General features: G+C 66.2%; 29 protein-coding genes. 19 read left to right on the top strand and 10 right to left on the bottom strand.

Annotation, left to right across the window (positions count from 1 at the left end):
• Nucleotides 1–55: 55 nt before the first annotated feature.
• A complete protein-coding gene (locus ACX80V_RS15655) occupies nucleotides 56–808 on the top strand; it encodes a lytic transglycosylase domain-containing protein (protein WP_485843923.1) in 753 nt (250 codons plus the stop codon).
• A 17-nt stretch (nucleotides 809–825) separates the two neighbouring features.
• Here ACX80V_RS15655 and ACX80V_RS15650 read toward each other — a convergent pair whose 3' ends face one another.
• The 4 genes from ACX80V_RS15650 to ACX80V_RS15635 form a co-directional block, all read right to left on the bottom strand.
• Entirely contained in the window at nucleotides 826–1,926 is a 1,101-nt protein-coding gene (locus ACX80V_RS15650) for a GtrA family protein (RefSeq protein ID WP_485843922.1), read from the bottom strand.
• Nucleotides 1,927–1,934: 8 nt separating this feature from the next.
• The gene (locus ACX80V_RS15645) at nucleotides 1,935–2,915 is read right to left on the bottom strand and encodes a phosphodiester glycosidase family protein (RefSeq protein WP_485843921.1); all 981 of its coding nucleotides are present in this window, start codon (nucleotides 2,913–2,915) and stop codon (nucleotides 1,935–1,937) included.
• Between the two features lie 199 nt (nucleotides 2,916–3,114).
• Complete coding sequence (locus ACX80V_RS15640) at nucleotides 3,115–3,522, bottom strand: response regulator transcription factor (RefSeq protein ID WP_485843920.1); 408 nt, start codon at nucleotides 3,520–3,522, stop codon at nucleotides 3,115–3,117.
• Nucleotides 3,523–3,655: 133 nt separating this feature from the next.
• On the bottom strand, nucleotides 3,656–4,399 hold the full coding sequence (locus ACX80V_RS15635; protein ID WP_485843966.1) for an ANTAR domain-containing protein: 744 nt from the start codon (nucleotides 4,397–4,399) through the stop codon (nucleotides 3,656–3,658).
• 537 nt (nucleotides 4,400–4,936) lie between these two features.
• On the opposite strand from ACX80V_RS15635, the gene ACX80V_RS15630 reads away from it, so the two are divergent.
• The 7 genes from ACX80V_RS15630 (at nucleotide 4,937) to ACX80V_RS15600 (ending at nucleotide 11,712) form a co-directional block, all read left to right on the top strand.
• Nucleotides 4,937–5,395, top strand: coding sequence for a hypothetical protein (locus tag ACX80V_RS15630; protein ID WP_485843919.1), 459 nt, complete (start codon nucleotides 4,937–4,939; stop codon nucleotides 5,393–5,395).
• A 93-nt stretch (nucleotides 5,396–5,488) separates the two neighbouring features.
• Nucleotides 5,489–6,331 (top strand): COG1470 family protein, encoded by an 843-nt coding sequence (locus tag ACX80V_RS15625; protein ID WP_485843918.1) that lies wholly within the window; start codon nucleotides 5,489–5,491, stop codon nucleotides 6,329–6,331.
• Nucleotide 6,332: 1 nt separating this feature from the next.
• Nucleotides 6,333–6,839, top strand: coding sequence for a hypothetical protein (locus ACX80V_RS15620; protein WP_485843917.1), 507 nt, complete (start codon nucleotides 6,333–6,335; stop codon nucleotides 6,837–6,839).
• Nucleotides 6,836–8,068 (top strand): Ig-like domain-containing protein, encoded by a 1,233-nt coding sequence (locus tag ACX80V_RS15615; RefSeq protein ID WP_485843916.1) that lies wholly within the window; start codon nucleotides 6,836–6,838, stop codon nucleotides 8,066–8,068. Before ACX80V_RS15620 ends, ACX80V_RS15615 begins: the two co-directional genes overlap by 4 nt.
• 143 nt (nucleotides 8,069–8,211) lie before the next feature.
• On the top strand, nucleotides 8,212–8,802 hold the full coding sequence (locus ACX80V_RS15610; protein WP_485843915.1) for an adenylate kinase: 591 nt from the start codon (nucleotides 8,212–8,214) through the stop codon (nucleotides 8,800–8,802).
• On the top strand, nucleotides 8,799–9,671 hold the full coding sequence (locus tag ACX80V_RS15605; RefSeq protein WP_485843914.1) for an NAD-dependent epimerase/dehydratase family protein: 873 nt from the start codon (nucleotides 8,799–8,801) through the stop codon (nucleotides 9,669–9,671). Before ACX80V_RS15610 ends, ACX80V_RS15605 begins: the two co-directional genes overlap by 4 nt.
• 190 nt (nucleotides 9,672–9,861) lie before the next feature.
• Nucleotides 9,862–11,712, top strand: coding sequence for a S8 family serine peptidase (locus ACX80V_RS15600; RefSeq protein WP_485843913.1), 1,851 nt, complete (start codon nucleotides 9,862–9,864; stop codon nucleotides 11,710–11,712).
• Here ACX80V_RS15600 and ACX80V_RS15595 read toward each other — a convergent pair.
• The gene (locus ACX80V_RS15595; RefSeq protein WP_485843912.1) at nucleotides 11,709–12,542 is read right to left on the bottom strand and encodes a FadR/GntR family transcriptional regulator; all 834 of its coding nucleotides are present in this window, start codon (nucleotides 12,540–12,542) and stop codon (nucleotides 11,709–11,711) included. The genes ACX80V_RS15600 and ACX80V_RS15595 overlap by 4 nt on opposite strands.
• Before the next feature lie 135 nt (nucleotides 12,543–12,677).
• On the opposite strand from ACX80V_RS15595, the gene ACX80V_RS15590 reads away from it, so the two are divergent.
• From ACX80V_RS15590 to ACX80V_RS15560, 7 genes are all read left to right on the top strand, one after another.
• On the top strand, nucleotides 12,678–13,973 hold the full coding sequence (locus ACX80V_RS15590; RefSeq protein ID WP_485843911.1) for an ABC transporter substrate-binding protein: 1,296 nt from the start codon (nucleotides 12,678–12,680) through the stop codon (nucleotides 13,971–13,973).
• A 131-nt stretch (nucleotides 13,974–14,104) separates the two neighbouring features.
• Entirely contained in the window at nucleotides 14,105–15,046 is a 942-nt protein-coding gene (locus tag ACX80V_RS15585) for a carbohydrate ABC transporter permease (protein WP_485843910.1), read from the top strand.
• A complete protein-coding gene (locus ACX80V_RS15580; RefSeq protein WP_485843909.1) occupies nucleotides 15,043–15,933 on the top strand; it encodes a carbohydrate ABC transporter permease in 891 nt (296 codons plus the stop codon). Before ACX80V_RS15585 ends, ACX80V_RS15580 begins: the two co-directional genes overlap by 4 nt.
• Before the next feature lie 7 nt (nucleotides 15,934–15,940).
• Nucleotides 15,941–17,089: a galactonate dehydratase gene (gene dgoD, locus ACX80V_RS15575; protein WP_058931277.1), complete on the top strand. Its 1,149-nt coding sequence runs from the start codon at nucleotides 15,941–15,943 to the stop codon at nucleotides 17,087–17,089.
• A gap of 5 nt (nucleotides 17,090–17,094) precedes the next feature.
• A complete protein-coding gene (locus tag ACX80V_RS15570) occupies nucleotides 17,095–17,817 on the top strand; it encodes a bifunctional 4-hydroxy-2-oxoglutarate aldolase/2-dehydro-3-deoxy-phosphogluconate aldolase (RefSeq protein WP_485843908.1) in 723 nt (240 codons plus the stop codon).
• Entirely contained in the window at nucleotides 17,814–18,797 is a 984-nt protein-coding gene (locus tag ACX80V_RS15565; RefSeq protein ID WP_485843907.1) for a sugar kinase, read from the top strand. The genes ACX80V_RS15570 and ACX80V_RS15565 overlap by 4 nt, the downstream gene beginning before the upstream one ends.
• A gap of 142 nt (nucleotides 18,798–18,939) precedes the next feature.
• Nucleotides 18,940–19,830, top strand: a complete 891-nt coding sequence (locus ACX80V_RS15560; protein ID WP_485843906.1) for a helix-turn-helix transcriptional regulator — start codon at nucleotides 18,940–18,942, stop codon at nucleotides 19,828–19,830.
• Nucleotides 19,831–19,868: 38 nt separating this feature from the next.
• On the opposite strand, the gene ACX80V_RS15555 is transcribed toward ACX80V_RS15560, so the two are convergent.
• From ACX80V_RS15555 to ACX80V_RS15540, 4 genes are all read right to left on the bottom strand, one after another.
• A complete protein-coding gene (locus ACX80V_RS15555) occupies nucleotides 19,869–20,279 on the bottom strand; it encodes a (R)-mandelonitrile lyase (protein ID WP_485843905.1) in 411 nt (136 codons plus the stop codon).
• The gene (locus ACX80V_RS15550; RefSeq protein WP_485843904.1) at nucleotides 20,276–21,115 is read right to left on the bottom strand and encodes an oxidoreductase; all 840 of its coding nucleotides are present in this window, start codon (nucleotides 21,113–21,115) and stop codon (nucleotides 20,276–20,278) included. The genes ACX80V_RS15555 and ACX80V_RS15550 overlap by 4 nt, the downstream gene beginning before the upstream one ends.
• A 25-nt stretch (nucleotides 21,116–21,140) precedes the next feature.
• On the bottom strand, nucleotides 21,141–22,178 hold the full coding sequence (locus ACX80V_RS15545; RefSeq protein WP_485843903.1) for a zinc-dependent alcohol dehydrogenase family protein: 1,038 nt from the start codon (nucleotides 22,176–22,178) through the stop codon (nucleotides 21,141–21,143).
• Between the two features lie 118 nt (nucleotides 22,179–22,296).
• On the bottom strand, nucleotides 22,297–23,406 hold the full coding sequence (locus tag ACX80V_RS15540) for a DNA alkylation repair protein (RefSeq protein ID WP_485843902.1): 1,110 nt from the start codon (nucleotides 23,404–23,406) through the stop codon (nucleotides 22,297–22,299).
• Between the two features lie 131 nt (nucleotides 23,407–23,537).
• Here ACX80V_RS15540 and ACX80V_RS15535 point away from each other — a divergent pair, with 131 nt between their 5' ends.
• A complete protein-coding gene (locus ACX80V_RS15535) occupies nucleotides 23,538–24,317 on the top strand; it encodes a phosphatase PAP2 family protein (protein ID WP_485843901.1) in 780 nt (259 codons plus the stop codon).
• Between the two features lie 5 nt (nucleotides 24,318–24,322).
• Nucleotides 24,323–24,631 (top strand): MmcQ/YjbR family DNA-binding protein, encoded by a 309-nt coding sequence (locus tag ACX80V_RS15530; protein ID WP_485843900.1) that lies wholly within the window; start codon nucleotides 24,323–24,325, stop codon nucleotides 24,629–24,631.
• Between the two features lie 20 nt (nucleotides 24,632–24,651).
• On the opposite strand, the gene ACX80V_RS15525 is transcribed toward ACX80V_RS15530, so the two are convergent.
• Nucleotides 24,652–24,906, bottom strand: a complete 255-nt coding sequence (locus tag ACX80V_RS15525; RefSeq protein ID WP_485843899.1) for a MerR family transcriptional regulator — start codon at nucleotides 24,904–24,906, stop codon at nucleotides 24,652–24,654.
• A gap of 207 nt (nucleotides 24,907–25,113) precedes the next feature.
• Here ACX80V_RS15525 and ACX80V_RS15520 point away from each other — a divergent pair, with 207 nt between their 5' ends.
• Entirely contained in the window at nucleotides 25,114–25,539 is a 426-nt protein-coding gene (locus ACX80V_RS15520) for an Hsp20/alpha crystallin family protein (RefSeq protein ID WP_058932957.1), read from the top strand.
• Between the two features lie 75 nt (nucleotides 25,540–25,614).
• The gene (locus ACX80V_RS15515; protein ID WP_485843898.1) at nucleotides 25,615–25,968 is read left to right on the top strand and encodes a J domain-containing protein; all 354 of its coding nucleotides are present in this window, start codon (nucleotides 25,615–25,617) and stop codon (nucleotides 25,966–25,968) included.
• The last annotated feature ends 4 nt before the right edge of the window (nucleotides 25,969–25,972 follow it).

Raw genomic sequence — 25,972 nt, 5'->3', positions numbered from 1 at the left:
TTTCCGGGGCAGCCGCCGTTCCTCCTAGCGGACTTCGATCGATAGGATCAAACCCGTGCTCCAACTCAAACGCCTTGCGGTTTTCTGCGTGTTCGCGATTTGCGTCATCACCGCGGTGTCATTCTGGGCGCTCGGGCAGTTCGGCGCGGACGCCCGCGGGGCTCTTCCTCCTCCGCCACGGTCGGAGGCGAAACTCGAAACGCCCGCCACCGGCCTTACAACTGCCGTGAATGTCACTCGGAACGCGGACGCCGAGTGGCTCAACCTGGCTGCCGCACAAACCGGTATTCCCGCCCGCGCGCTTCGGGCCTACGTGGGTGCGGCCAGCGCGGCCAATCATTCCGCTCCGGGGTGTGGGATCGGCTGGAATACGGTGGCGGCGATCGGCTTCATCGAATCCGCCCACGGAGCGTACGGCGGCGGAAGCCTGACGCCCGCAGGGCAGGCGAGTGGACCAATTGTCGGCCCGAGCCTGGACGGCAACGGATTCGCCGCCATCGCTGATACCGACGACGGCGTCCTGGATGGCGACGCTCGCTGGGACCGCGCCGTAGGACCCATGCAGTTCATCCCCTCCACCTGGGAGCTTGCGGGACGAGACGGGAACGGTGACGGAGAAGCGGATCCCTTCAACATCGACGATGCCGCCCTCAGCGCTGCCGGTTACTTATGCGCCCATGGCCCCGACCTCACCGCCGCGAACGGATGGACCGAGGCCATCTACTCCTACAACCAGTCCGATTCCTACGTGGACCAGGTGCGCCGCCAGGCCACCTCCTACGCCGAGAAGACGGGCACCACCGGATAAGGCGAGCATTACTCCGGCTACCGGCGCAACGTCCCGGGGTGGTGGCCGCGGCTCGGGTCCAGAGTCTTATTCGCTGCCTCCCGTGCGGCGCTCCTGGCCGTGCGCCGGGAAAAAAGAAACCGCTGCTGCACCACGTAGCTGACGGCCAGGAGTGCGACTTCAGCCAGGATCTTCGCTGGCAAGGCGGCCACGGAGAGCGCGTCCAGGGCAGAGATAAGGCCGTAGTTGACGGCGAGCAGGACGATCACCAGGCCGAAGTACCGCACGCCGGCAGCGGTGGCAGCCCTGTCCCTGCCGTGCTCGAACACCACCCGGCGGTTAACGAGGAAGTTCACCGCCGAGCTCACGGTCCGGGCTCCCACCACGGCCAGCAGCAGGGAGTCGGTCACGAGGGTCAGGAGCAGGAACACCACGGCGTCCACTGGGAACGCGGCGAAGGAGGACGCCAGGAACTTCAGCAGCGGCGCGTAGATGCGGACCGAGTCCGCCACCGGCCGGAAATGGGACGCCGAATTGTGGTCCAAATAGACCGTGGCGATGTCCACGGTGGTAATCGCATAGCCGGCCGGTTTGGCTTCCAGCAGGAGGTTCAGTTCGTATTCGTAACGCTCACCACGGACGGACGGCAGCCACGGGAGCATGGACGCCGGGTAGCCGCGGAGGCCGGTCTGGGTGTCGGAGATGCGCTCGCCGGTGGCCAGGGTGAACAGCAGCCGGGTGGCGCTGTTGCCGAATCTGCTGCGGGCGGGGACGTTGCCGGTGAAGTTCCGGGTTCCCAGCACCATGGTCGGTGAGCCGGCCGTTACCGCGGCACCTACGCGGAGAATATCCACGATGGTGTGCTGCCCGTCGCTGTCGGCACACACCACGTTCCGGCCTGGCAGGTAGTCGGCGATGAACCCGAACCCGGTCTTCAGCGCGAAGCCCTTTCCCCGGTTGCGGGAATACCCGATGACGTGGCACCCGAGTGCCTTAACGCCGTCGAACACGGCCTTGTACCCAGGCCCGCTGCCGTCATCAACCACCACCACGGTGGCCCACGGCTCGGCGTCGCGGATGGAACGGATCAGGGCAGGCAGCTGCTGGTCCGGCTCGTACGCCGGGATCAGGATGATCATGGCGGGCCCTACTCCGCGATGTAGAGGATGTCGGAGGTGCCGCGTTCCTTGTTCTCGCCCAGCGGGTTGTTGACCAGTTCGCCGTTGAAGTACATGGTGGACGAGCCGCCGCCGTCGAGGTTGTACGCGGTGGTGGCGCCGAGGCCCTGCATGATTTCCGCCAGCCCGGTCATGGTGACGCCGGCGCTGTAGCCGGCACTGCGGCCGTCCACCACCACAAACACCAGGTGGTTCTCGTCGATGATGCCGACGGCGGTGCGCGGCTGTTCGCCCTGGATGGAGTGGTTGCCGAAGTTGGTGTCCACTTCCACGTACTCGATGCCGTCGGCCACTTCGCCGTTGTCCAGCAGGGACGGGCCGAAGGAGAGGGTGTTCCAGACGCCGTCGGCCAGCAGCTGCTCGGCGGTGGTGGCGGTTTCGTCGTACACCTTCACGGTGCCGTCGCGGTAAAAAGCCAGGCCCTGGCGGGCGCCGTCGTCGCGGAACACCACGCCGTTGCGGATCACGATGCCGGTGTCGCGGAAGCCGTAGTAGTCGCCGTTGATGGCGAAGACGGCACTGTTTGCCGCCGCGATTTCCGAGGTGGTTTCGGTGATGTTTTCGCCGAAGCTGTCCTCGGCGAAGGCTGACTGGAGGGTGGTGGCATCGCCAAGCACGACGTCGGCAACGTAGTAGGTGACGGTGCTGTCGCCGCTGCCGGTGGTCACCGTGGAGATGGTGATGTTCGAGCTGTCCGACATGTAGGAGGTGTCCGTGGTGACGGCGCTGGCGGTGGAATCAGTGGTGGTGTCCGCCGTCGTGCTGGTGGACGTTCCCGTTTGGCTGGCTTGGTACGCGGAGACGTCCGAGATTTCCACGTGCTGGACCACAAACCGGTCCAGCGCCCAGGCCGTGGCACCTCCTGCCGAAAGCGTCAGGGCCACGGCCCCGGCGACGACGGCGCGCCGGACGCGGCTGCCCTTGCGTGGATTGTTCTTGTGAGGAGTCATGCCTCATTTGTAGGCAGCCAAGCTATCGCTTCGATTTGCCGAAGTTGTGCTGCGCCTGTGAAAGGGTACGCAGTGTTGGCCGACGGCGCCGAATTCGCGCCGGTCAGCGTCCCGCACACCGGAACGCCCCTGTGTGTCAGGCGAACGGGAAGCTCTCCGGCGAATTCGCGCAGGGGGTGGGCAGGCGCGAGCGGGCGGCTTACTGCTGCCGTTGCGGCGTCGACTTCTGGCGGGCCGGGGCGTCCGCCGGGCAGAGCCGCAGTGCGAGCTCCTGCAGTTCCTTGGGGTGGAACGGCTTGGTCAGGTAGGCCGCAGCGCCAGAGGCCATTCCAGCCAGGACGTCGTCCTCCTCGGACCTGGCCGTGAGGAACAGCAGGGGAGCGGTGCTCAAGGCACGGATTGCCCGGGCAACGACGTGCCCGTCCATGTCCGGCAGGCCAAGGTCCAGGGTGATCAGCGAAACCGATGGTTCAGCGGCCGCGGCAATTCCTTCGGCGCCGTTGGCAACCGAACGCACGGAAAAACCGGCGCGGGTCAGGACCACCGCGATGAGACCGCGGATGTCATCGTTGTCCTCGATGACAAGACAGATGCGTTTTGTTTCCATGAAAGCCCCTCAGCCAACTTTGCCACCAGTTTACGGTGCCGGTGGGGTGGAAGACGTCACAATGAGATATTCCGCAAACCGCCCCCGGTCATCGCAGGGGTCACTTCGCTGGCCGCCGGCCGGGCGGCCGGGTTCAGCCGTCGTAGTGGGTCCGGGCCGGCCCCTGGTCCAGCGCATTCACCACGGCCGCGGCGACGATATGCAGCTTGGAATTACGGGTGCTGGACGCCGCTTTGAGGAGCTCGAACGCGTCCTGCTGGCTGCACCGGTTCTGGGCCATGATGATGCCGACCGCCATGTCGATCACCGTGCGTGATTCGAGGGTGGCACGCAGATGCGCCGCAGTCTCGCTGTAATGCGCGAAACGCACCGCAAGCCGCAGGGCCAGGGAGGTCTGGCGGACGAAATCCTCCGCAGCTTTAAGGACGCGGCCTTCGAAGCGGGAGGTCCGGTGGGAGTAGAGGAGCAGGGTGGCCTTGGTTTCCCCCTCCAGCCGGAACGGGATGGCCAGGACTGACCGGATGCCTTGGTCCAGGACGGCTTCGCAGTATTCGGGCCAGCGAGCTTCGTCTTTCACGTCAGCAACATGAACCGTCACCTGCTCCAGCGAGGCAGCCATGCCCGGGCTTTGCTCGGACCGGCATTCAATCTGGCTGACAGCGCGGGCAGCGGCGCCGCTGCTGGCAATGGTGGCCGCCTTGCGCTTACGCAGGAGAGTGATGCCGCACAGCACTTCGTCGCCAGGTTCGGAAAGGGTGCTGGCCGACACCCGGGCAAGCTCATCCAGGAACTCCTCCACGTCGGAGCTGTTGAGAAGTTCTTCGTGGAGGTGCTCGGTGATTGATGAAGCTGTTTTTGCTGTTGACTCGCTGGCCACGGTTCTTAGTGCCATTCGCTCAGGTCAAACGAACCGGTAACCCTCCGCATAACCCTGCCGTAGTGGCAAAAGGGTGGCGACGGTCGCTGGATCGACGAACTGTCCAACGGCCTGCTGCTAAACCGATATCCAGAAGTATATACAGGCCAGAGCCTTGGGAAGCGCCACAAGGCGGCCAGGCCAGGGGGACTCAAGGACTACCTGCTTACCGTGCGGGTGGCACCGCCGGGGATCCGGCAGTGAGGCCTCTGGGCTTGAAACTACAAGGAGTGCGGCGGGTTCCCGAGCGCCCGCACGAGAGTCCTTGCACATCGGACACCTCACTCCTCGTCGACGAAAACTGAGTACCCTGCCCGTCATCCAAGAGGTCGCGGCCGGGGAGACCCGCAAAAGTCCAGTACTGCTACGCGTTGTTGGGATCACCAGCGCCGGGAAGTATGGGCGTCATCGATCAGCCGGAAGCAAGGTCCCTTAGTGGTTCCCGATGGCTGTGCGTCTCAGCATCTGTCTTACCCCCAGCCCAAAGGAGTCTCTCTCATGCGCAAAATGACCAAGAAGAACAAGGTCCTGGCAGCAGCCGGTGCCCTGGCACTGGTGGCCGGCGGCGGCGGTGCCGCCTACGCCTACTGGACCACCACGGGCGAGGGCTACGGCACGGCCGCGAACTCTGACGGCAACGGCACGGTCACCCTGCACGCTGCGTTCGACGTCGGACTGACGCCCGGAGACTTCCGCACGGTGACGTACACGGCGGACAATGCCGACCCGAACACCAGCACCCGGGTGGGGGAGCTGACCGCTACCGTGACCACGGACAAAGAAGGCTGCCTTGCCGTCTGGTTCCCCGTCACCGCCGTAACTGACGACGCGCTCGTGGCAGCCCACTCGTCCGGGACCACAGTGGGCACCGGACGGCTGGACTTCACTGATCTTCCCGACACCGATCAGGAGGCCTGCAAGGGCGCCATCGTCACCATCACCGTTGGCAGCCTCTAACAATAGTCTTCGCCGGCGGGGAGGAGCAGAACCTCCCCGCCGGCGAATTCCACCTCCTCCCACTCAATTAGGAACAGGCCAGAAGGGCTGAACGTGCAGAAATATTCTGGGTACTTCCGCACAGTCATGCGAAGAACCACCACCGTAGCGAAGGTGCTGCTGGTGGGTCTTGTAGTGATGCTCGTTTCAGCGGGCACCATCTTCGCGGCCAGCCAGGGCGGGAGCCAGGGCAACAACACAAAGGGCGTCACCATCCAGTTGAATCCCTCCAGCCGGACGGTTGACCGGGGCGACCCGGTCAGCTATTCGGTGTCCCTGACCTCCACCAACGGGTTCAGCGGCAGCGTCACCCCCACTGTTTCGGGCCTGCCGGCCAGTACGACGGCGGCCTTCGCACCGGCGTCGGTCACGCTCGCTTCGGGCAAGACGGCCACCGTCACGCTCACGGTGGCGACGTCGGCAACCACTCCGGACGGCAAAGCGGACCTGACCATCGCCACGGCCTCCGGCGCAAGCCAGGCCGCCGCCGTCGTGGTCCAACTGCACGTCCTTTCGTCCAAAAAGTCCTTCACCATTTCCGGGAATCTGGGCACGCAGCTCACGCCGGGTGCCACGCTGCCGCTGAATCTTTCCTTTGCCAATCCCAACAACAAGAGCCTGGCGCTGACCAGCCTGTCCGTCGCCATCACCGGCATCACCCGGACGCAGGCGGCAGCGGCAGCAGCGCTTCCCTGCACGGCGTCGGACTACGTGGTGACCAACTACGCCGGCTCCTATCCGTTCACGGTTCCTGTGGGCTCCAGCTCGCTCCAATCACTCGGCATCGCTCCGGCACTGTGGCCCAAAATCGCCATGCTGGACACGGCGCTGAACCAGGACGGCTGTAAGGGTGCCACCCTGCAGTTCTCCTACTCGGGAGCAGGAGAGGGGAACTGAGATGACACGCACAACGAAAACCACCTCCCGACGGCTGGCTGCCAGGACTGCGGCAACAACCGTCACTCTCTGCCTCGTCACGGGAGTGGGCGGAGCGTACGCCTACTGGGCCACGGTGGGTGCCGGATCCGGCGCTGCCACCAACGGCACCATGGCCACCGTCACCGTAGAGGCCCTCGTGGCGGGCGACAGCCCGCAGAACACCCTTGCCCCGGGCGGCACCGCCGATGTTGCCGTCCGGGTGCTCAACCCCAACGGCCACGCCGTGCAGGTCTACGCCATCCGCGGCAACGGGGCCGCGACGGCGGACGCCGGCCACCCTGGCTGCACCACCACGGGCGTGACCTTCGTTGAACCCGCCGCTCCGCTGGCCCCCACAGGGAGTATTCCGGCAAATTCGTCCGTGCTGATCACCCTGCCGGGCGCCGCCGCCATGTCCACGGCATCAGTGTCAGGCTGCCAGGGCGCCACGTTCAGCCTGCCCGTTACTTTGGAGGCACGGAAATGAGCCGCCCCATCCAGACCCCGCCGCACGTGCAGCCGCCGCGGGCGCGCCGGAAGGCCCGCATTGCCAGCGTTATGGCTGCGGCACTCGTGATTTCCTGCGGCGCACCGGCGGCCAACGCCTACTGGCAGACCCTTGGCAGCAACCCCGCCACAGCCAAAGCTGATTCCATCCTCGCCATGACTGCGCCCATCGCGACGGCGCCTGCGGCAGGTTCTGCGTCGGTCAGTTGGGCACTAGGCACGACGGCGGGCGGCCGGGCCGTCTCCGGCTACACCGTGGCCCGATACTCGTTGGCCGGCGGGGAAAAGGTTGCCGCCGGAGGCGCCTGCGCGGGAACAGTAATCGCCCCGAGCTGCAGCGAGACCGCATTGCCCAGCGGCACTTGGTACTACACGGTTACACCAGTGCTCGGCTCATGGGCGGGGCTGGAGTCTGCCCGCAGTTTGGGAGTCTTCGTTGCTGACACCACGAAGCCGGACCCGCCGGTGATCATCGCACCCGCATACGTCAACAGTCTCAACGTTTCAGGCGTCCCAGTACGTGGCACCGCCGAGCCAAGTTCATCGGTGACAGTTACTGTTTCGGGGTCCGGTTCGCTTCCTGTCTCTAAGACGGTCACTACCAACGAGAGCGGAGACTGGACCACAGCCGATTTCAACCTCACGGCCTTCAGCCCCGGAGCCGTCACCTACACTGCCACCGCCAAGGATGCGGCAGGTAATGTGAGTGATCCCCGAATAGTGACGCGTACCAAGGACGTCTCCGTGCCAATTGCTTCCACGGTTAGCCTCGAAAACGGCGGAACGAGCGGCATCATGGATCTGGGGGACAAGATTTTCCTCAAGTTCAACGAGGCGCTTGACCCGTCAACAATCTGCAGCGGCTGGTCCGCGGCCGGCGGCAGCCAGACGGTGAACCAAGTGCTTGTTACCGTGGGTTCCGATGACGTCCTCCGCCTGACAGCGGACGGCTGTACAACTATGAGGGTCGGGAAAGTTGGGCTTGTCGGCAACTATGCGGGGACAGGCGGGTTGACCTTCGCGGGATCATCCCTTTCATGGAACGTAACAGCGAATCAACTCACTATTACGCTCGGTACCGGTACCGGCTCGCCCCTGGACGTGAATGGCAACGTGAGACCCAACTACACCCCCGACACCGGGATCGCGGACATCGCTGGCAATCCATTGTCCGCCGCGCAAATTGCCGGGACGAACTCCAAGTTGTAGCCCCAAAATCCAGCGCCAGCCTCCGGCTCCCTTCCCGGAGGCTGGCGTTGTGCTGCGACTTGTGGGCAGAATGAAGCACACGTTGGCGCTGCCGACAGTGGACCCGAGACCAGCCGGCAAGGACGCCGTGGAGGGACAGGAAAATGACCAGACTGCTCATCATCGGGCCGCCGGGCTCAGGGAAAGGCACCCAAGCGGTGCAGATCGCCAAGCACTTCCGCATTCCTACCGTATCCACGGGCGAAATCTTCCGGATCAACGTCAGCCACGAGACGCCGCTGGGCGTAGAGGCCGCCAAGTATCTCGACGACGGTGCTTTTGTGCCGGACCATCTCACCAACGCCCTGGTCAAGGACCGGCTCCTCGACGCCGATCTGCAGCCCGGTTTCCTGCTGGACGGGTACCCCCGCACAGCTCCCCAGATCATGGAGCTGGACAACATACTGGCTTCGCAGGGCCACCGTCTCGACGCCGTGGTGGAACTCCGCGCCCCCGATTCCGAACTCGAGCAACGGATGCTGCAGCGGGCCAAGGAACAGGGTAGGAAGGACGACACCATCGAGGTGTTCCGGCGCCGGCTGGACCTCTACCACCGCGAAACCCACGAAGTCGTGGCGGTCTACGCCGGCCGGGGCATGGTGGTTTCGGTGGACGGCAGCGGTGACCCTGGCGCCATCACCACACGTGCCATTGCCGCCGTCGAAAAGTTCCTCGCCGCCCGGGTGTCCCCATGAGAATTGCAGTGACCGGCGGAAGCGGAAAACTGGGACGGCACGTGGTCCGCAGGCTCACCGAGGAGGGCCACCAGGTGATGAACCTGGACAGGACTGGGGAACGGAGCCCGGGGCTTGCCATCGTGGACCTGCGCAACTACGGGCAGGTCCTGGATGTGCTTTTCAGCCTTGACAGCAGGCTCACCGGGTTCGACGCCGTTGTCCACTTGGGAGCCGTACCCGCACCGGGTCTCATGCCGGACGCGGCCACGTTCGAGAACAACATGCTGTCCACGTACAACGTCTTCCAGGCGTGCCGGCGTGCCGGCATCAAGAAGGTGGTGTACGCCTCGAGCGAGACGGTGCTGGGACTGCCGTTCGACGTCGACCCTCCCTACATCCCGGTGGACGAGGAATACCCCGCCCGGCCGGAAAGCACGTACTCCCTCGTGAAGCACCTTGAGGAGCAGATGGCGATCCAGCTGACGCGCTGGGACCCTGAGCTAAGCATCACGGGCCTGCGGTTCTCCAACGTTATGGACGTTGAGGACTACGAACGGTTCCCATCGTTCGATTCCGACGCCACGCTTCGCAAGTGGAACCTCTGGGGCTACATCGACGGGCGCGACGGCGCGCAGGCTGTGGCGCGTGCGCTGGAAAACGGCCAGCCCGGATTCCAGGCATTCATCATCGCGAACGCGGACACCGTCATGACCCGTTCGAGCGCCAGCCTGGCCGCGGAGGTGTTCCCCAACGTCACGGTGACCAAGGAACTGGGCGAACACGAGACCATGCTGTCCATCGACAAGGCCCGGCGCCTGTTGGGCTTCGAGCCTGAACACAGTTGGCGGACCTACCACTCCAACAGGACGACGCCCACGGAAGACTGAATCGCGGAAGGCTGAACCCGAAAGCAGGCCACTGAGGAGGGCGGTCCCTCAAGATTTCCGCCGGCGCCGAAGGGTTGGCGCAAGATCGGCTCAATTCCCGGCCGCGGCGCGTGGCGGGCTTCTAATCTGGTGATAGGCGGGGATTTGTTGCCGCCAGCATCAATCCAGAACGTCACACTAGGACCCCGCCATGCGCACCCACCGTTTTGTGCTGACCGCTGCCGCCATGGTGATATCTGCGGTGGCACTGACCGCCTCTGGCCTGCCCGCCTCCGCCGTTGCACCGCCCCTTGCCCCTTCCGGCAACGACGCAAGCGTCCGCTACCTGGTCCGCTACGCCGCCGGAACGGACGTCCCGGCCGAGGCGGCGCGACTCAAGTCCCAGGGCCTCGGCGTCGGACGCTCCTTTTCGCACGCCCTGCGCGGCGCCGTGGTCACGGCGACGCCGGCGCAAGCCGCGGCATTGTCCCGCTCGGCGGGCGTCGCCTCGGTTGAGGTGGATGCGCCCATCACACTCTCCGCGACGCAGCAGCCGGCACCGTGGGGGTTGGACCGCGTGGACCAGCGTCCCCTGCCGCTCTCCGGTTCCTACACCTGGACCGCCGCCGGCGCCGGAGTCAACGCGTACGTGGTGGACACCGGCGTGCTCGCCTCCCACTCAGAGTTTGCCGGCCGCGTGGCAGCAGGCTGGACAGCAGTGGCCGATGGCCGCGGATCCGGCGACTGCAACGGCCACGGCACCCACGTGGCCGGAACGGTGGCCGGGACCACCTACGGCGTGGCCAAGGCGGCGACGATTGTCCCCGTCCGGGTGCTGGACTGCTCCGGCTCCGGCTTCAACTCCGACGTCGTTGCCGGCCTGGACTGGATCGCCGCCAACCACGCCGCGGGAACTCCCGCTGTGGTGAACATGAGCCTGGGCGGAGTGGCCAGCACGGCCGTGGATTCGGCGCTCCAGGGTGTCATTAACGACGGCGTTACTGCCGTGGTTGCCGCCGGCAACTCTGCCGCGGACGCCTGCGGGAGCTCGCCGGCGCGGCTCGCCGCAGCGGTCACGGTGGCAGCCAGCGATTCCGCCGACCGTCAGGCCTCCTTCTCCAACTTCGGTTCCTGCGTGGATCTGTATGCACCCGGCGTCGGCATTATGTCCGCCTCGTACAGCTCGGCCACCGCAACCGCGTCCATGTCCGGCACCTCCATGGCAGCGCCCCACACGGCCGGCGCCGCGGCCGTGTTGCTGTCCCAGAACCCGGCGCTCACACCGGCCCAGGTCGCTGCGTCGTTGACCTCGAACGCCACAGCCGGAGCCATCACGGGCATCGGAACCGGAACGCCGAACCGCCTGCTGTACGCCGCCGCGGCGGCTCCGGCACCTGCGCCCGCACCGGCTCCCGTGGCGCCTGCCCCCACCGTTACGGCCAAATCACCCGCACCGCAGTCGACGGCGGTGCCCGTTGCCGGCAACGTGACGGCCACGTTCAGCAAGGCTGTCCAGGGTGTTGGTGCCGGAACATTTGTGCTCCGGAACGCCGCCGGCACCGCCATCCCGGCAACGGTCAGCTACAACGCCACAACCAAAACTGCCACCCTCGATCCGTCCGCCAACCTGGCCGCGGATGTCACTTTCACTGCCACGCTGGTGGGCGGCGCCACCGCCATCCGCGACACCGCAGGCACGCCCTTGGCCAGCACGAGCTGGACGTTCACCACCGGCCCCGCGCCCACGGTCACGGGGTTCACGCCGGGCAGCAACTCCGTCCTGGTCCGGCGGAACAACAACCTGTCGGTGACCTTCAGCGAGCCGGTCCAGGGCGTCGGCGCCGCCACGTTCACGGTGAAGAACGCCGCCACCGGGGCTGTGGTCCCGGCCGCCGTCTTCCGCAACGGAACCACCAATCAGTGGATCCTGGACCCGCAGAACACCCTGGCAGCGAAGACGAAATACACGGTGACCGTGACCGGCGGCGGGACGTCCATCCGCGACCTCGCAGGCAATCAGTTGGCCACGAAGACGTGGCAGTTCACTACGGGTTCGTTCTAGCCGTCCGCGAGGGAAGGGGAGGCCGACGGCGGCAATTGGGGGGCGCCGTCGGCCTCTGTTGTGTGCTGCGGGGTTGTGTGCCGCGGGGACGCATCCGGCGTCACGCCCTGGTGGTGCTCGGACCAGATATGGCCCACCTCTTCAGCGAACTGTTCCACGATCCTGCTCATGGCGGCATGCGCGGCGCCGGCCTCACCGCGCTGGATGGCGCTGGCCACGTCAACGTGCAGCTGCAGCGCTTCGTGATGCGGGAGGTCCGGCATCAGGCCGTGTTCGGTCCGGCCGGTGAGGACCTCGGCCACAAGGTTCTGGAGCTGGGCAAACATGGCGTTGCCTGATGCGTTGAGCACGGCGGCATGGAACTCCACGTCCAGCCGGAGGAATTCCTCTTGTTCGCCGCGCTGGCCGGCCGCCCAGAGCCGCGCTGCGAGGGAGACCAGATCGCTGCCGGCATCCCAGGACGCCCGTTCGGCGGCGAGCCGGGCGGCCTGCGGTTCGATCGCGCCACGGAGCTCGTTGAGTGCCTGCAGCTGCTCCAGCCGGCGGGACGAGGCCAGCCGCCAGCGGATCACCTGGGGATCGTAAAGGTTCCAGGCCTCTTCGGGCTGCACCACGGTGCCGAACCGCCTGCGGGATGCGAGCATGCCCTTGGATGACAGAACCCGGGCCGCTTCCCGGACAACCGAGCGGGATACCTTGTGCTGCGCCTCCAGCTCATCCAGCCGCACCACCGAGTTCGGAGCCAGGGACCCCTCGGCGATCGCGAGTCCCAAACTCTGGACCAACGCAGTATGCCGGTCTGTAGGGGACTCCGCCTTTGGGGTTTTCATAGATAAATCATACTGGTCGCCGAAAGGGGTTGTTTAAGTCTGCCTTATTTACCTATGCTCTCTTCCAGAGCAGATGTAAAGATGCATTTGTAGATGGCTGGACAGTGACGTCAGCCTCGAAGCAAGGGAGTCGTCATGAAGCGACGTTCAGTAATGAAGTACGCGGCAGTCGCCGCGGCACTTTCCATGGGGCTCACCGCCTGCGGCGGCGGCAGCGGCAGCAGCGACGCCAAGGAATCCGGCATCGTCCGGGTAACTCTCGCAAACCACGTCTGGACCGAAGGCATCAAGGCCGCCATCCCGGAATTTGAGAAGTCCTCCGGGCTCAAGGTGGAACTGACCCAGCTCGGCGAAGACCAGCTCTCGGACCAGTACAACGTCAAGCTCAACGCAGGCAGCGACGAGATCGACGTGATGATGTACCGCCCGCTCCAGGAAGGCAGGGCGTTCGCGAAGAACGGCTACCTCGCGGACCTGACCAACAAGGTCTCCTCGGATTCCGGCTGGGACTGGAAGGACTACCAGGAGGGCCCGGTCAAGGCCACCACAGCTGACGGCAAGGTTGTGGGCGTCCCCATCATCACCGAGCGCGAAGTCCTCTACTACCGCAAGGACCTGCTGAAGGCCGCCGGTCTTGAGGTCCCCAAGACCATGCAGGAGCTTGAAGCGGCCGCCAAGGCCATCAAGGAATCCAACCCGGACACGGCCGGCTTTGTGGCCCGCACCGGCAAGTCCGCCGCCGTCACCCAGTTCTCCAGCTTCCTCTACAGCTTCGGCGGCGACTTCACCGATTCCAGCGGCAAGTCCACCGTCAACTCGGACGCTGCCAAAGAGGCCTACGCGTACTACGGCGGCCTGATCAAGAACTACGGCCCCGCCAACGTCAGCACGGATATGAGCTGGCCCGAGGCGATGGCAATCTTCACACAGGGCAAGGCCGCCTTCTATACCGAGGCAGACTCGCTCTACAAGAACGCCACCGATCCGGCCAAGTCCAAGGTGGCCGAGACTGTCGGGTTCGCCGCCCTGCCGGCCGGTCCCGCTGGCTCCAAGCCGTACAACATCCCGTCCTGGGGCCTGGCAGTGAACGAGGCCTCGGGCAACCAGGACAACGGCTGGAAGTTCATCCAGTGGGCCACGAGCAAGGAACGCACCCTGGCCGCACAGAAGGCCGGCGTCCCCGGACCCCGCGCCTCCGTCTGGGCTGACTCCGCGGGAACCTCCACCTACCCGAAGGACCTGGCCGAAGCCATTGCCGCCAGCGCCAAAAACGGTGTGGGCCACGACCGTCCCGAGGTAGTCACCGTTGGCAAGGCCCGCGAAATCGTGGGCGAGCCGATCGTCGCCAGCATCACCGGCGCCGACGCTTCCGCCGCAGCAGACTCGGCCCACGTGGCCTTCCAGAAGTTCCTGGACAGCGAAAAGAAGTAACGCACGCGGTGCACGGGGCCTCAGCCAATGAGGCCCGGTGCACGCAACAGCCCCGGCGGGACGGCAGTGACGCTGCCGTCCCGCCCCGGCCATTCTTCACCCCCCAACTCCTTAGGTGAACCATGTCTGTAATGACTCCTCCCCGCAGCGCAGCCCGGAACACAGGCCGTGCTCCCGGTGCCCGCGAAAAATTCTCTGACTGGGCCAACCGGCACCGCAAATGGCTCTTCGCAGCCCCGGCGATGGCCTTCGTCGGCGTCCTGATCATCTTTCCGCTGGCCTGGACGCTGTACCTGAGCCTCACCGATTCGCAGGGCTCCGTCCGGGCAGCCACCGAATTCATCGGCCTGGAAAACTACCTGACGGTCCTGTCCGACGTCGAACGCTTCTGGCCCGCTGTGGGCCGCACACTCACCTTCACCGGCATTGCCCTGGTGTGCGAAGTGGCGCTCGGCATGGGCATCGCCCTGCTGCTGTGGCGGCCCTTCCGCGGCGAAAAGTGGGTCCGCGTGGCCATCCTGCTGCCGCTCGTGGCAACCCCGGTAGCCGTCGGCATGATGTGGCGGCTGATCTTCGACCCCAACATCGGGTTCGCGAACCAGCTGCTCGCCGCTGTGGGCATCCCCGCCCAGCCCTGGCTCTCCGGCCAGGACACCGCGCTCGGCACCACCATCTTCATGGACGTGTGGCAGTGGACCCCCATGGTGGTCCTGATCCTGCTCGCCGGCCTGACCTCCCTCTCCGAGGAGCCCGACGAAGCGGCACGCATGGACGGAGCCAACGCGTTCCAGCGTTTCTTCTTCATCACGCTGCCCCTGATGATGCCCACCGTGATCGTGGCCATCCTGCTCCGGGGCATCGACGCCCTGAAGACCTTCGACATCCTGTACGCCACCAAGGGCAAGGGCGGCGGGTCCTTCCACGAGGTGGAGACCCTGAACGTGTACGCCTACGGCCTGAGCTTCGACTACAACCAGTACGGGCTGTCCTCCGCGGTGCTGATCCTGTTCTTCATGATCATCATCGGCTCCATGTGGCTGCTGACCATGCGCAAGAAAGCGGTAAGCAAATGACCGTCCTGAACGAAAACATCGAAACCCAAACGTCCGCCAGGCAGCCCCGGCCGGTCCGCCGCCCGAAGAAGCCCCTCGGCACCCGCGCCTACAAGGTCTTCCGCGTCGCCGCCCTGATCGCCGTGGTGCTGTTCCTGGTGGCACCGCTGTTCTGGATGCTGCTGGCCTCGCTGAAGACCAACGTGGACATCTACGACACCGCTAAATCGTTCATCTTCAGCCCCACGTTCGAGAACTACGCAAACGTGCTGCAGCGCAACAACTACTTCGTCTTCATCTTCAACAGCTTCTGGGTGGCCTTTGTCTCCACGGCCCTCTCGCTGGTGCTGGGCGTCCCGGCCGCGTACGCCATGAGCCGGTTCACCATGCACCGCTCAGCCCTGGTGGTCCTGATGGCCCGCGTCATCCCGGGTGTTTCCCTGCTGGTGCCCTGGTACTACGTGTTCTCCAACCTGAAAATGGTGGGCGGGTTCGAGGTACTGATCCTCAGCCACATGTTCGTTGCCCTGCCGCTGATCGTCTACATCATGATGAGCTACTTCGATTCGCTCCCGCTGGAACTGGAGGAATCGGCGCAGGTGGACGGACTCACCCCCATCGGCGCGTTCCAGCGCATCACGCTGCCGCTGTCCGTGGCCGGCATGGCCACCGCAGGCATCCTGTCCTTCATCTTTTCCTGGAACAACTTCATGTTCGCCCTGGTGCTCTCCGGGTCCAAGACCAAGACGCTGCCTGTGGCCATCTTCGACTTCGTCTCCTACGCCAGCATCGACTGGGGCGGACTCATGGCGGCCGCCACCGTGGTGACCATCCCCATCATGATCATTGCGCTCTTCACGCAGAAGTACATCGTCTCCGGCATGACCGCCGGAGCTACCAAGGGCTAGGTCCGGCATGACACTCATCAGCAGAATTGAAACCTTCCTCGTTGCGCCGCGGTGGCTGTTTGTCCGGATCGAGACCGAGAGCGGGATTGTCGGCTGGGGCGAGGCAACCTGCGAGGGGCGCAGCGAAACGGTCCGCACCGCCGTCGGCCAGCTCTCGGAGCTGCTGATCGGCAACGACGCCCTCCGGATCGAAGACCACTGGCAGGTCATGACCAAGGGCTCCTTCTACCGCGGCGGACCCATCCTGGCCAGTGCCGTCTCGGGACTGGACCAGGCACTCTGGGACATCGCGGGCAAGCACTTCAACACCCCCGTACACCAGCTCCTGGGCGGCCACGTCCGCGACAGGATCCGGATGTACGGCTGGGTGGGCGGGGACGAGCCGAACGAGGTGGCGGACCAGATCAGCGCCCAGCTGGAAGTGGGCCTGACCGCCGTCAAGATGAATGCCAGCGGCCGGATGAGCCCCGTCGCCTCGGTGGCCGAGATCGACGGCGTCGTCCGCCGTGTTGCCGCGGCCCGCGAAGTGCTGGGGGACCACCGCGACGTCGCGGTGGACTTCCATGGCCGCTTCAGCCTGGCCAACGCCCGCCGGGTGGCGCCGCTGCTGGAACCGTACCGGCCGTTCTTCCTCGAAGAACCGGTGGTTCCGGAAAACACGCACCTGCTGCGCGAATTCACCTCTTCAACCACGACGCCGGTTTCCACCGGTGAGCGGCTCTACAGCCGGCAGGAATTCCTGCCCGCCCTGCAGGCCGGCATCGCCGTGGCCCAGCCGGACCTCTCGCACGCCGGCGGCATCACCGAGGTCCGCAAAATCGCCTCGCTGGCTGAAATCTACGACGTCCAACTGGCCCCGCACTGCCCGCTGGGGCCGCTCGCCCTGGCAGCGTGCCTGCAGGTGGGCTTCGCGACGCCCAACTTCCTGATCCAGGAACAGAGCATCGGAATCCACTACAACAAGGGTGCCGAAGTCCTGGACTACGTGGTGGACAAGTCCCCGCTGAAGTTCGTGGACGGCCACATTGAACGGCTGACCGGTCCCGGCCTCGGCATTGAAATCGACGAGGCCGTGGTCCGCGCGGCGGACAAGCGCGGCCACGCCTGGCGCGGGCCGGTCTGGCGCCACTCGGACGGAGCATTTGCAGAATGGTAAACAACATGACTGACAGCACTGACGTTTCTGACAGCACGGACATCACGCCCGAAAGCCTGCTGGCCGGAATCCGGGAGTCGCGGCTCGTGGGAATCGTGCGCGGCACCGACGGCAAGGCCGCGGCGCAGGCCGCCCTCGCCGCGATGGCGGAAGGGTTCAGGTTCGTCGAGATCGCACTGACCACGCCGGGGGCGCTGGATGCCATCCGCGAGGTCCGCGCCGCCGCACCGGCGGGCTGCTACGTCGGCGGCGGAACCGTGCTGACCGGGCAGGACGTGGACAACGTCGCCGAGGCCGGCGGCCAGTTTATGGTCACGCCGTCCCTGGCCGCATCCATCCACGAATCGGCGCGGCAGGGAATCCCCGTCCTGGCCGGCGCCCTGACGCCCAGCGAGGCGTACGAAGCGATGAGCCGGGGGGCCACCGCCATCAAGCTGTTCCCCGCTTCCATCGGCGGCCCCGGCTACCTCAAGGCGCTGCGCGATCCCTTCCCCGGGATCCCGTTCATCGCGGTGGGCGGCGTGGGCCTGGACGAGGCCGCGGGTTACTGGGAAGCCGGCGCGATCGCCGTCGGGCTCGGCGGTCCATTGTTCGGTGGTGCCGGCTCCGGCGGTGACCTTGGCCCGATGCGGGGGCGTGCCCGCGCGTTTGTGGACCTGGCGGACTCCTTTGCCCGCCGGTCGGCCGCAGCGGCCGCCGCAGTGACCGCCGCCGCGGGCGTGCGGTGAGCGCCGCCGTCGACCTTCTGACCTTCGGCGAATCCATGGTGTCGCTGCGGTCCGCCGGGCCGCTGTCCGCGGGCGGAAGCTTGGCCATGCACGTGGCCGGTGCCGAATCGAACGTCGCCGTGGGGGTTGCGCGGCTAGGACACACAGTCACGTGGGCCGGTGCAGTTGGCGCCGATCCGCACGGCGAATTCATCCTGCGGCAGCTCCGCTCCGAGGGCATCGGGACGCAGTGCCGGGTGGATCCCTCCCGCAGCACGGGCGTGATGTTCCTCGAACAGCGGACCGCGGACGTCACCCGGGCCTTCTACTACCGCGCCGGTTCGGCCGGTTCCACCGTCAGCCGGGACGACGTGGACAGTGCCTTCGGTACCGGCCCGCGCGTGCTGCACCTGACCGGCATCACCCCCGCGCTCAGCCCGGAAGCCCGGACGGCGTTTGAATACGCTGCCGAGCGGGCCGCAGCCGACGGAGTGGTGGTCTCCCTCGACGTCAATTACCGCAGCCGGCTCTGGACCCGGGACGAGGCCCGCGCCGTGCTGGGCCCCATGGCGCGGCACGCCGACATCCTGATAGCGTCCGACGACGAGCTGGACCTGGTTGCGTCCGCCGGCTTGGGCGGCTCCGGTTCCCTGGGGTACGACGACGCCGAAACCGCGCTCGCTGCCTCGTTGCTGGAGCAGGGGGTTGGGGAAGTCGTGGTCAAGCGGGGGGCCGCCGGCGCCGGCGTCCACACTGCCTCCGGGCGGTTCGAGGCGCCCGCCGTCGCGGTGACAAGCATCGATACCGTGGGCGCGGGGGACGCCTTCACCGCCGGCTACCTCTCTGCCCTGCTCGACGGCGAGGATGTTGCCGGCCGCCTGCAACGCGGCGCCGTTATGGGAGCCTTCGCCGTCAGCACCGCCGGCGACTGGGAGGGCCTGCCCGGCCGTGCCGAGCTCGCCATGCTGGGCGCCACCGCCAGCGGAACCACCCAGCGGTAGCGGCCTGGTCGTGGCTGGGCTTGTCTTACCTGGGCTTGTCTTGCCTGGGATTGCATTCCTTGGACTTGCATTCCCCGGGCGTGGGGCAGGCAGGTACTGACAGTGCCTGCCGCCCGGGACCGCTGGCGCCTACCGTAGGGGTATGGGAGACGTGCGCGCGGACATAAAGGAGTTTCTAAGTTCCAGGCGGGCGCGGATTTCGCCCGAGGAAGCCGGGTTGCCTGCGTACGGCGGGAATCGGCGGGTCGCCGGCCTGCGGCGTGAGGAAGTGGCGATGCTGGCCGGTGTGTCCGTGGACTACTACGTGCGCCTGGAACGTGGCAACCTCGCCGGGGCGTCCGAAAGCGTGCTGGATGCCCTCGCACGCACGCTGAAGCTGGACGAAGCCGAGCGGGAGCATCTTTTTGACCTCGCCCGCGCCGCCGGGCCGGCTCGCAGGAGCCGGAGCAAGCCGTCCGGTACTGTCCGCCCTGAAGTTCAGCAGGTCCTCGATGCAATGGCTGACGCGCCGGCGTGGGTCCGCAACGGCCGCCACGACATCCTGGCCGCAAACCGGATGGGGCGGGCCCTTTACTCACCTGTGTTCAAAAGTGCGCACCGGCCCGTGAACACCACCCGGTTTACGTACCTTGACCCGGCGGCCCGGGAGTTCTGGCGCGATTACGATCAGATCGCCAACGATGCCGCGGCGATGCTCCGGCTTGAAGCAGGCCGCCACCCGCACGACCCCGACCTGATCCGGCTGGTCGGCGAGCTGTCCACGCAGAGCGAGCTGTTCAGGGACCGGTGGGCTTCCCGGGACGTGGTCTTCCATCGCAGCGGGCTCAAACGGCTGCATCACCCGGTGGTGGGTGACCTCGACTTGAACTACCAGTCCATGGAGCTGCCCAGCGAGCCGGGCCTGGTGCTGAACGTGTACACCGCACCTGCGGGCTCCCCGACGGCTGATGCCTTGCAGCTTTTGGCCTCCTGGGCTGCCACGCACGATGACGAGTTCGCCGAACCAGCACCAACGGCCAAGCACCCGCAGTAACGCCGCGCTGCGGCCCTACTGCGCGTGCCTGTCGTTTCCTACTTCGTCGAGGGGTATTCGTCGGCCGTGAGCTTGGCACCCCAGACTGTTTCGGGCTCGTCGCTGTCCACGGGCGCTTCCCACAGTGCCAGGTGGCACATGAAGTTGTCTGCCGCCGCGCCGTGCCAGTGCCACTCACCCGCGGGCGTGTGGATGGTATCGCCGGGCTGCAGCTCGATTAGCTCTTCCCCGCGCGATTGCACGTACCCGATGCCTTCCGTGACGTGCAGGGTCTGCCCGATGGCGTGCTTGTGCCAGGCGGTGTGCGCGCCGGGGGTGAAGCGCACGAGATTCAGCCGGGCGCGGGACGGTTGCTGGCCGGAGTAGTAAGCGTTGAAGTAGACGTCGCCGGTAAACCAGTCAGCGGGTCCCTTGACGGTGGCGGTTTTCGGTTGCCTTTGTGTGCTCATCGTTGGTTTGCTCCGATGCCGGTGCTGATGCTGACGTCCCGCCATTGGTCCAGCTGGGTGCGCTCGGCCTGCGCGACGGCGGCGAACAGGTCAAACGCGTCGTTGCCCAGCACCATCAGGGCTGGCGGGTTGGGGCTTTCGGCGACCGCCAGGATGGCTTCCGCCGCCTTGGCAGGGTCGCCCGGTTGCGTGCCGTGCATCGTGTCATTTTCCTTGCGGCGCTTCCCGGCTGTCTCCGCGTAGTCCCCGATCGGCGTCGCTGACTGGGTCAGCGAGCGGCCGGCGAAGTCGGTGCGGAACGCGCCGGGCTCGATGACCGTGACGCTGATCCCGAGTGGCTTCAGTTCCTTGTGGAGGGAGCCGGACAGGCCCTCCAAGGCTGCCTTGCTGGCGGAGTAGTATCCGGATCCGGCCGGTGAGATGCGCGCCCCGATGGAGGAGATGTTCAGGATGGACCCGGCCCTGTTGGCGCGCATTCCGGGGAGAACGGCTTTGATCATGCTGACGGCGCCGAAAAAGTTAGTGTCGAACAATTGCCGGATGTCGGCGTCGTCCGCTTCTTCAACCGCGGCACGGTAACCGTAGCCGGCGTTGTTGACCAGCACGTCGATGCTACCGAAGCGTGCCCTGGCCTGCTCGACAACAGCGCCGATCTCGGCGGTGTTGGTGACGTCGAGCTGAAGGGGGAGGGCGATGTCCGGGTAGGCGGCTGCGATGTCTTCGACCGTGGTGACGTTGCGGGCGGTGACGACGGCGTTGTGGCCGTTGGCGAGCACGGCCTGGGCGAGTGCGCGGCCGAGTCCGGTGGAGCAGCCTGTGATGAGCCAGGTAGTCATGGTGTGTTTCCTTTCGGGGGTGGCGCTACGGACGGACCAGGACCTTCAGGGCTTCGCGGGAATCCATGGCGCGGTAGCCGTCGGGGACCTCGTTCAGGCTGATAGTGCGGTCGAACACCTTGCCCGGGTTCACGGTGCCGTCCAGGACGCCGGGCAGCAGCGTCTCGATGTAGGCGCGCACAGGGGCCGGGCCGCCGGTGAGCGTGATGTTCGGGCCGAACATGGAGCCGAAGCCGATCGGAGCGTCCTCGTACTGGGGCACGCCCACCCGGCTGATGACGCCGCCGGGGCGGATCACGCCGAGTGCCTGGTCGTACGCTGGGCGGTGCCCCACACACTCCAGGACGGTGTGCGTTCCGTCGCCGCCGCTGAGTTCGCGTACCTTCTCGATGCCGGCCTCACCGCGCTCGGCGACGACGTCGGTGGCACCGTATTCAAGGCCCAGGTCGGTGCGGGCCTTGTGCCGGCCCATCAGGATGATCTGCTCGGCACCCAGCTGCTTGGCGGACAGCACCGCCATCAGCCCGACGGCGCCGTCACCGATGACCGTGACAGTGGTCCGGGCGTTCACGCCCGCCTTGATGGCGGCGTGGTAGCCGGTGCCATAGACGTCGGAGAGGGTCAGGAGCGAGGGCAGCAGCTCGCTGTCCTCACCAACCGGGACCTGGACCAGCGTGCCGTCGGCGAACGGGACGCGGACGGCCTCGGCCTGGGCGCCGCCGATTCCGTTCGAGGCCCAGAACCCGCCGTGGCGGCAGGACGTCTGCAGGCCTTCGCGGCAAAAGACGCAGGTCCCGTCGGACCAGGCGAACGGGGCGATGACGAAGTCCCCCTTCTTCAGGGTGGACACGTCCTTGCCCGTTTCCTCGACGACGCCGATGAACTCGTGGCCCATGGGGCTGCCCTGCCTGGACGAGGGCATGCCGTGGTAGGGGTGCAGGTCGGAGCCGCAGATACAGGAATTGACGATCCGCACGATGGCGTCGGTCGGATTCTGGATGACGGGATCGGGCACGTTCTCCACGCGCACGTCGCCGGCGCCATACATCATGGTTGCTCGCATTTTCGTTTCCTCATCACTTCGTCAGGGGCTGGAGCCCGGGTCTTCCTTTATTAGCCAACCGCACATTCCGCATGTGTGGGAGTGGCTGTTGATACAGGTACCCGCAGTGCCTCCCACCTCAGACGTGCAGCTCAAACTCTGTGTGCCCGTGCCGGATCCCGTTGATCTGCAGCTCCAGGGCGTGGACCCCCGGGTGGTGCACCCGGGTGGTCATCTGCCGGAAGGCATGACGCTTCGACAAGGTGCGGGTCTCACCGGCGGCGAGGGTGAGCGCCGCGATCTTGAAGACCTTCGCCGATTGCGTGCCGTTGGCTTTGACGTAGTGGACCACGTAGTCCACGGCGAGCTTGGCATCGTAGTTCCCGGTGTTGGCGATCGCGAAGTCGAAAGCCAGTTCACCCGGTATGGCCACCGAGTTCCGGTCCAGCGTGGGCCCCGTGACAGCCACCGACGCCGGCGTGAACCCCTGCAGCGCGAGCGCACCGGGGTGGGCCTTCTTGATCAGGGTCCGCAGGCCATGCCTGACCACCCATGCGGTGTTGGCGTCCGGGGCGGCCAGCCAGCGAGCCGCCGTTGCCACCACCAGAGCGGGCGCGTGCCGCGCCACGTCGTTGAGGTGGTTTGCCACCGAGCGCCGCACGTACTCCGAAGGGTCCCGGTACAGGGCGTCCAGAACGGGGAGGGACGCCTCCGGATGAAGCACGACGGCGGGAACCCGCACCGCCCAGGGGAGATACGCGCGGGTGCCCTCGGAGGCCAGGCGGCGGACATGCTCGTCCGGATGCGCGGTCCAGCCCTGGATGATCTCGAGGGAACGCTCCAGGTCCGCGGCCAGCAGCCGGCGGATGGCGAACTCGCCGGTGAGCCTCGGGGTCAGTTCGGCCAGGAGGGCCAGGCAGTCGTCAAAGTCAGGTGCAGCGCCAGATTCGAGGGCCAGCGTGACGGCGGCCTCGGATACCGGCCAGAGGATCCACCCCGTGAAACCGGCGCCGGCGAGGGCGCTCCGGAAGATGCGCGCCGCCGTCGGATATCCCGGTTCCGGAAGCTGCCGCATGTCCGCCAGCAGCGCACTGCTCACCACGTCCGTCCGGCCGCGCAGGCTCAGCTCGTCCAACTGTGCGGCGGCTGCGGTGACGTGCGGCCAGTCCGATCCGGGAGCGGCCTCAGCCAGAATCCGGGCCAGGGTTTCCACGCCCTGCCGGTTGATCAGCTCATTCATCACGCCCATTCAGTCAGGCTACCCCGGCCGGCTGACATGCCAGGCGGCAGGGCCAACCATGCGCAGAGAAGGGCCAACAACGGACAGAAGGGATAATCTTCATCTTAGGCACTCCTCAACGGCGCACGGACGGAAACACAGTGGCAGAGCAGGCAGGCAAGACCAGTCTTTGGCGGACCTTCCATAACAAGTTCGTGGTGGAGGAACGCTTTATGGAACCGGCCGCGCGGAAGGCTCTGTACCGGACGGCTGTGGTGCTCATTGGCGTGGGCGCCTTGCTGTTCATCGCCACCCTGGTGGGCGTTCTGCAGAGCAGCACCGGCCCCTGGGGTCCCGACGAGTCCATCCGCGACTGGCTGCTCTCGCTCCGGTCCGAGACCCTCACGGCCGTGATGATCTTCCTCGCGGTGATCTTCGGCCCTGTTGCCCTGCCCATCATCGTGCTAGTGGTGACGGTGGTCTGGGGGTTCGTGGCCAGGCACGCCTGGCGGCCCATTGTGCTCGCCGCCGCGATGCTCACCGGCGTCGTGATATCGCAGATCATCCTGGCGATCGTCCAGCGCTCGCGGCCGCCGGTGGAACTGATGCTGTTTGGCGCCGACCACACCTACTCATTTCCGTCCGGCCATGTGCTGGGTGCCTGTGACTTCCTGCTGGTGACCACCTTCCTGGTGTTCTCGCGGCGGAAAAATCCGAGGTCGGCCGTCTTCGGCTTCGTTGGTGCGGGCATCGGCGTTGTCCTGGCCGCGCTGAGCCGCCTGTACCTCGGCTACCACTGGCTCAGCGACGCGCTGGCCTCGATTACGCTCTCGCTCCTGATTCTCGGTGCCGTCATCGCCCTGGATACGTGGCGGACCGCCCGGATCCCCGGCGAACGGATCACGGGCGAACTGTCCAAGGCCGACGCACCAGGCGACTAGCCGCGATGGCAACCGAGGACGACGTGCGGAGGATGTGCCTGGCGCTGCCCGGTGTCACCGAACGCAGCAGCTGGGACCAGCCCGCCTGGTTCGCGAAGACGCTGATGGCACGCATATGGGAGGACGGCGTGCTGACGGTGAAGACCACCGAGCGGGAGGCCTTGGCGGGCACGGAGCCCGACACGTATTTCTGGACCCCGCACCATGAGCGTTCGCCGCAGCTGGTGCTGGTCCGGCTGGCCCGCATCGGCACTGAGGAACTCGGAGAACTGCTGGAGGAGTCCTACCGGCTGGCGGGCGGCCGCGGATCCTGACTGGCCGGGGACTCTGGCCGTTACCTGTCCGGGCGTGACCTGGCCCGTCCGAGGGCGCGACGCAGTTCGGCATTGGCTACCTCGAGCTCCAAAACTTTGGCGATGCCGGCAAGATTGAGCCCCTGGTCCAGGAGTTCGCCGATGTGCAGGAGCAGAGCGACATCGGCATCACTGTACTGACGCGTGCCCCCGGCCGTTCGCTCCGGGAGGATCAGCCCTTTTGTCTCGTAGAGCCTGATGTTCTGCTGCCCGGTCCCTGCCAGCTTTGCCGCCACGGAGATGGCATACAGTGCCTGCCCGGCCCGAGGTCCCGGTTTTTGTCCTGGTGTTCCACTGACCGCGTCCACTCCAAAATTCCCTCCCCGTGATGTTGCATCAGTCTCGCACGAGTGCTATAAAAAATCTATATCCACCACCACAGATAAACGATGGTGGATATAGCAACTGGAAGTAACTTCTAGAAACTGAAGGAGTGGGAAATGATGTTGATGCGTACGGACCCGTTCCGTGAGCTGGACCGGCTCACCCAGCAGGTCTTCGGAACCGCGGCCCGGCCGGCGGCCATGCCCATGGACGCCTGGCAGGAAGACGGCGAGTTCGTGGTGGCGTTCGACCTCCCGGGCGTCAAAATCGATTCGGTGGACCTCAACGTTGAACGCAACGTACTGACCGTTCGGGCGGAGCGCCAGGACCCCACACAGCCCAATGTGGAGCTGGTGGCCTCAGAGCGTCCGCGCGGTGTCTTCAGTCGCCAGCTCATCCTGGGCGACACGCTCAATGCGGACAACATCAAGGCCAGCTACGACCAGGGCGTCCTGACCCTGCGGATCCCAGTGGCGGAGCAGGCCAAGCCGCGCAGGATCGAGATCGAAACCAAGCAGGGTTCCTTGCACGAGATCGGTAAATAGGTCCGGACCGCGGGGGCACCGGCTGCAGTCGGTGCCCCCACGCCGTCCCCGTAAGATCCCCGAGACGTACCCTCCATGACCAGCCAGCCGGACTACTACGCCGCCCTGAGGGTGAAAGCCGCTGCCAGCCAGCAGGAGATCTCCCGTGCCTACCGGGCGCTGATGCGCACCCACCACCCCGATGTCGACGGCGGCGCAACGGGTGACCGCGCCGTGCAGGATGGAGAGTTGCTGCGGATCATGCAGGCGTTCGCTGTCCTCCGTGACCCGGCGCGGCGCGCAGCCTACGACCGGAGCCGCAACGGAACAAGGGCGCCGGGGGGCGCCCCGACAGTCATCCCCGTCCGGAAGGTCAGCAACCGGTACGCCCCGGCCGGCAACACCATCAGGATCACGCCGGTGCACTGGGAAAGCGGACCGTGGACGTAAACCC

The organism is Pseudarthrobacter arbutini, from assembly GCF_054510915.1.
Note: the sequence above shows the minus strand (reverse complement) of the source record. Positions and strands in the feature narration are given on the sequence as shown.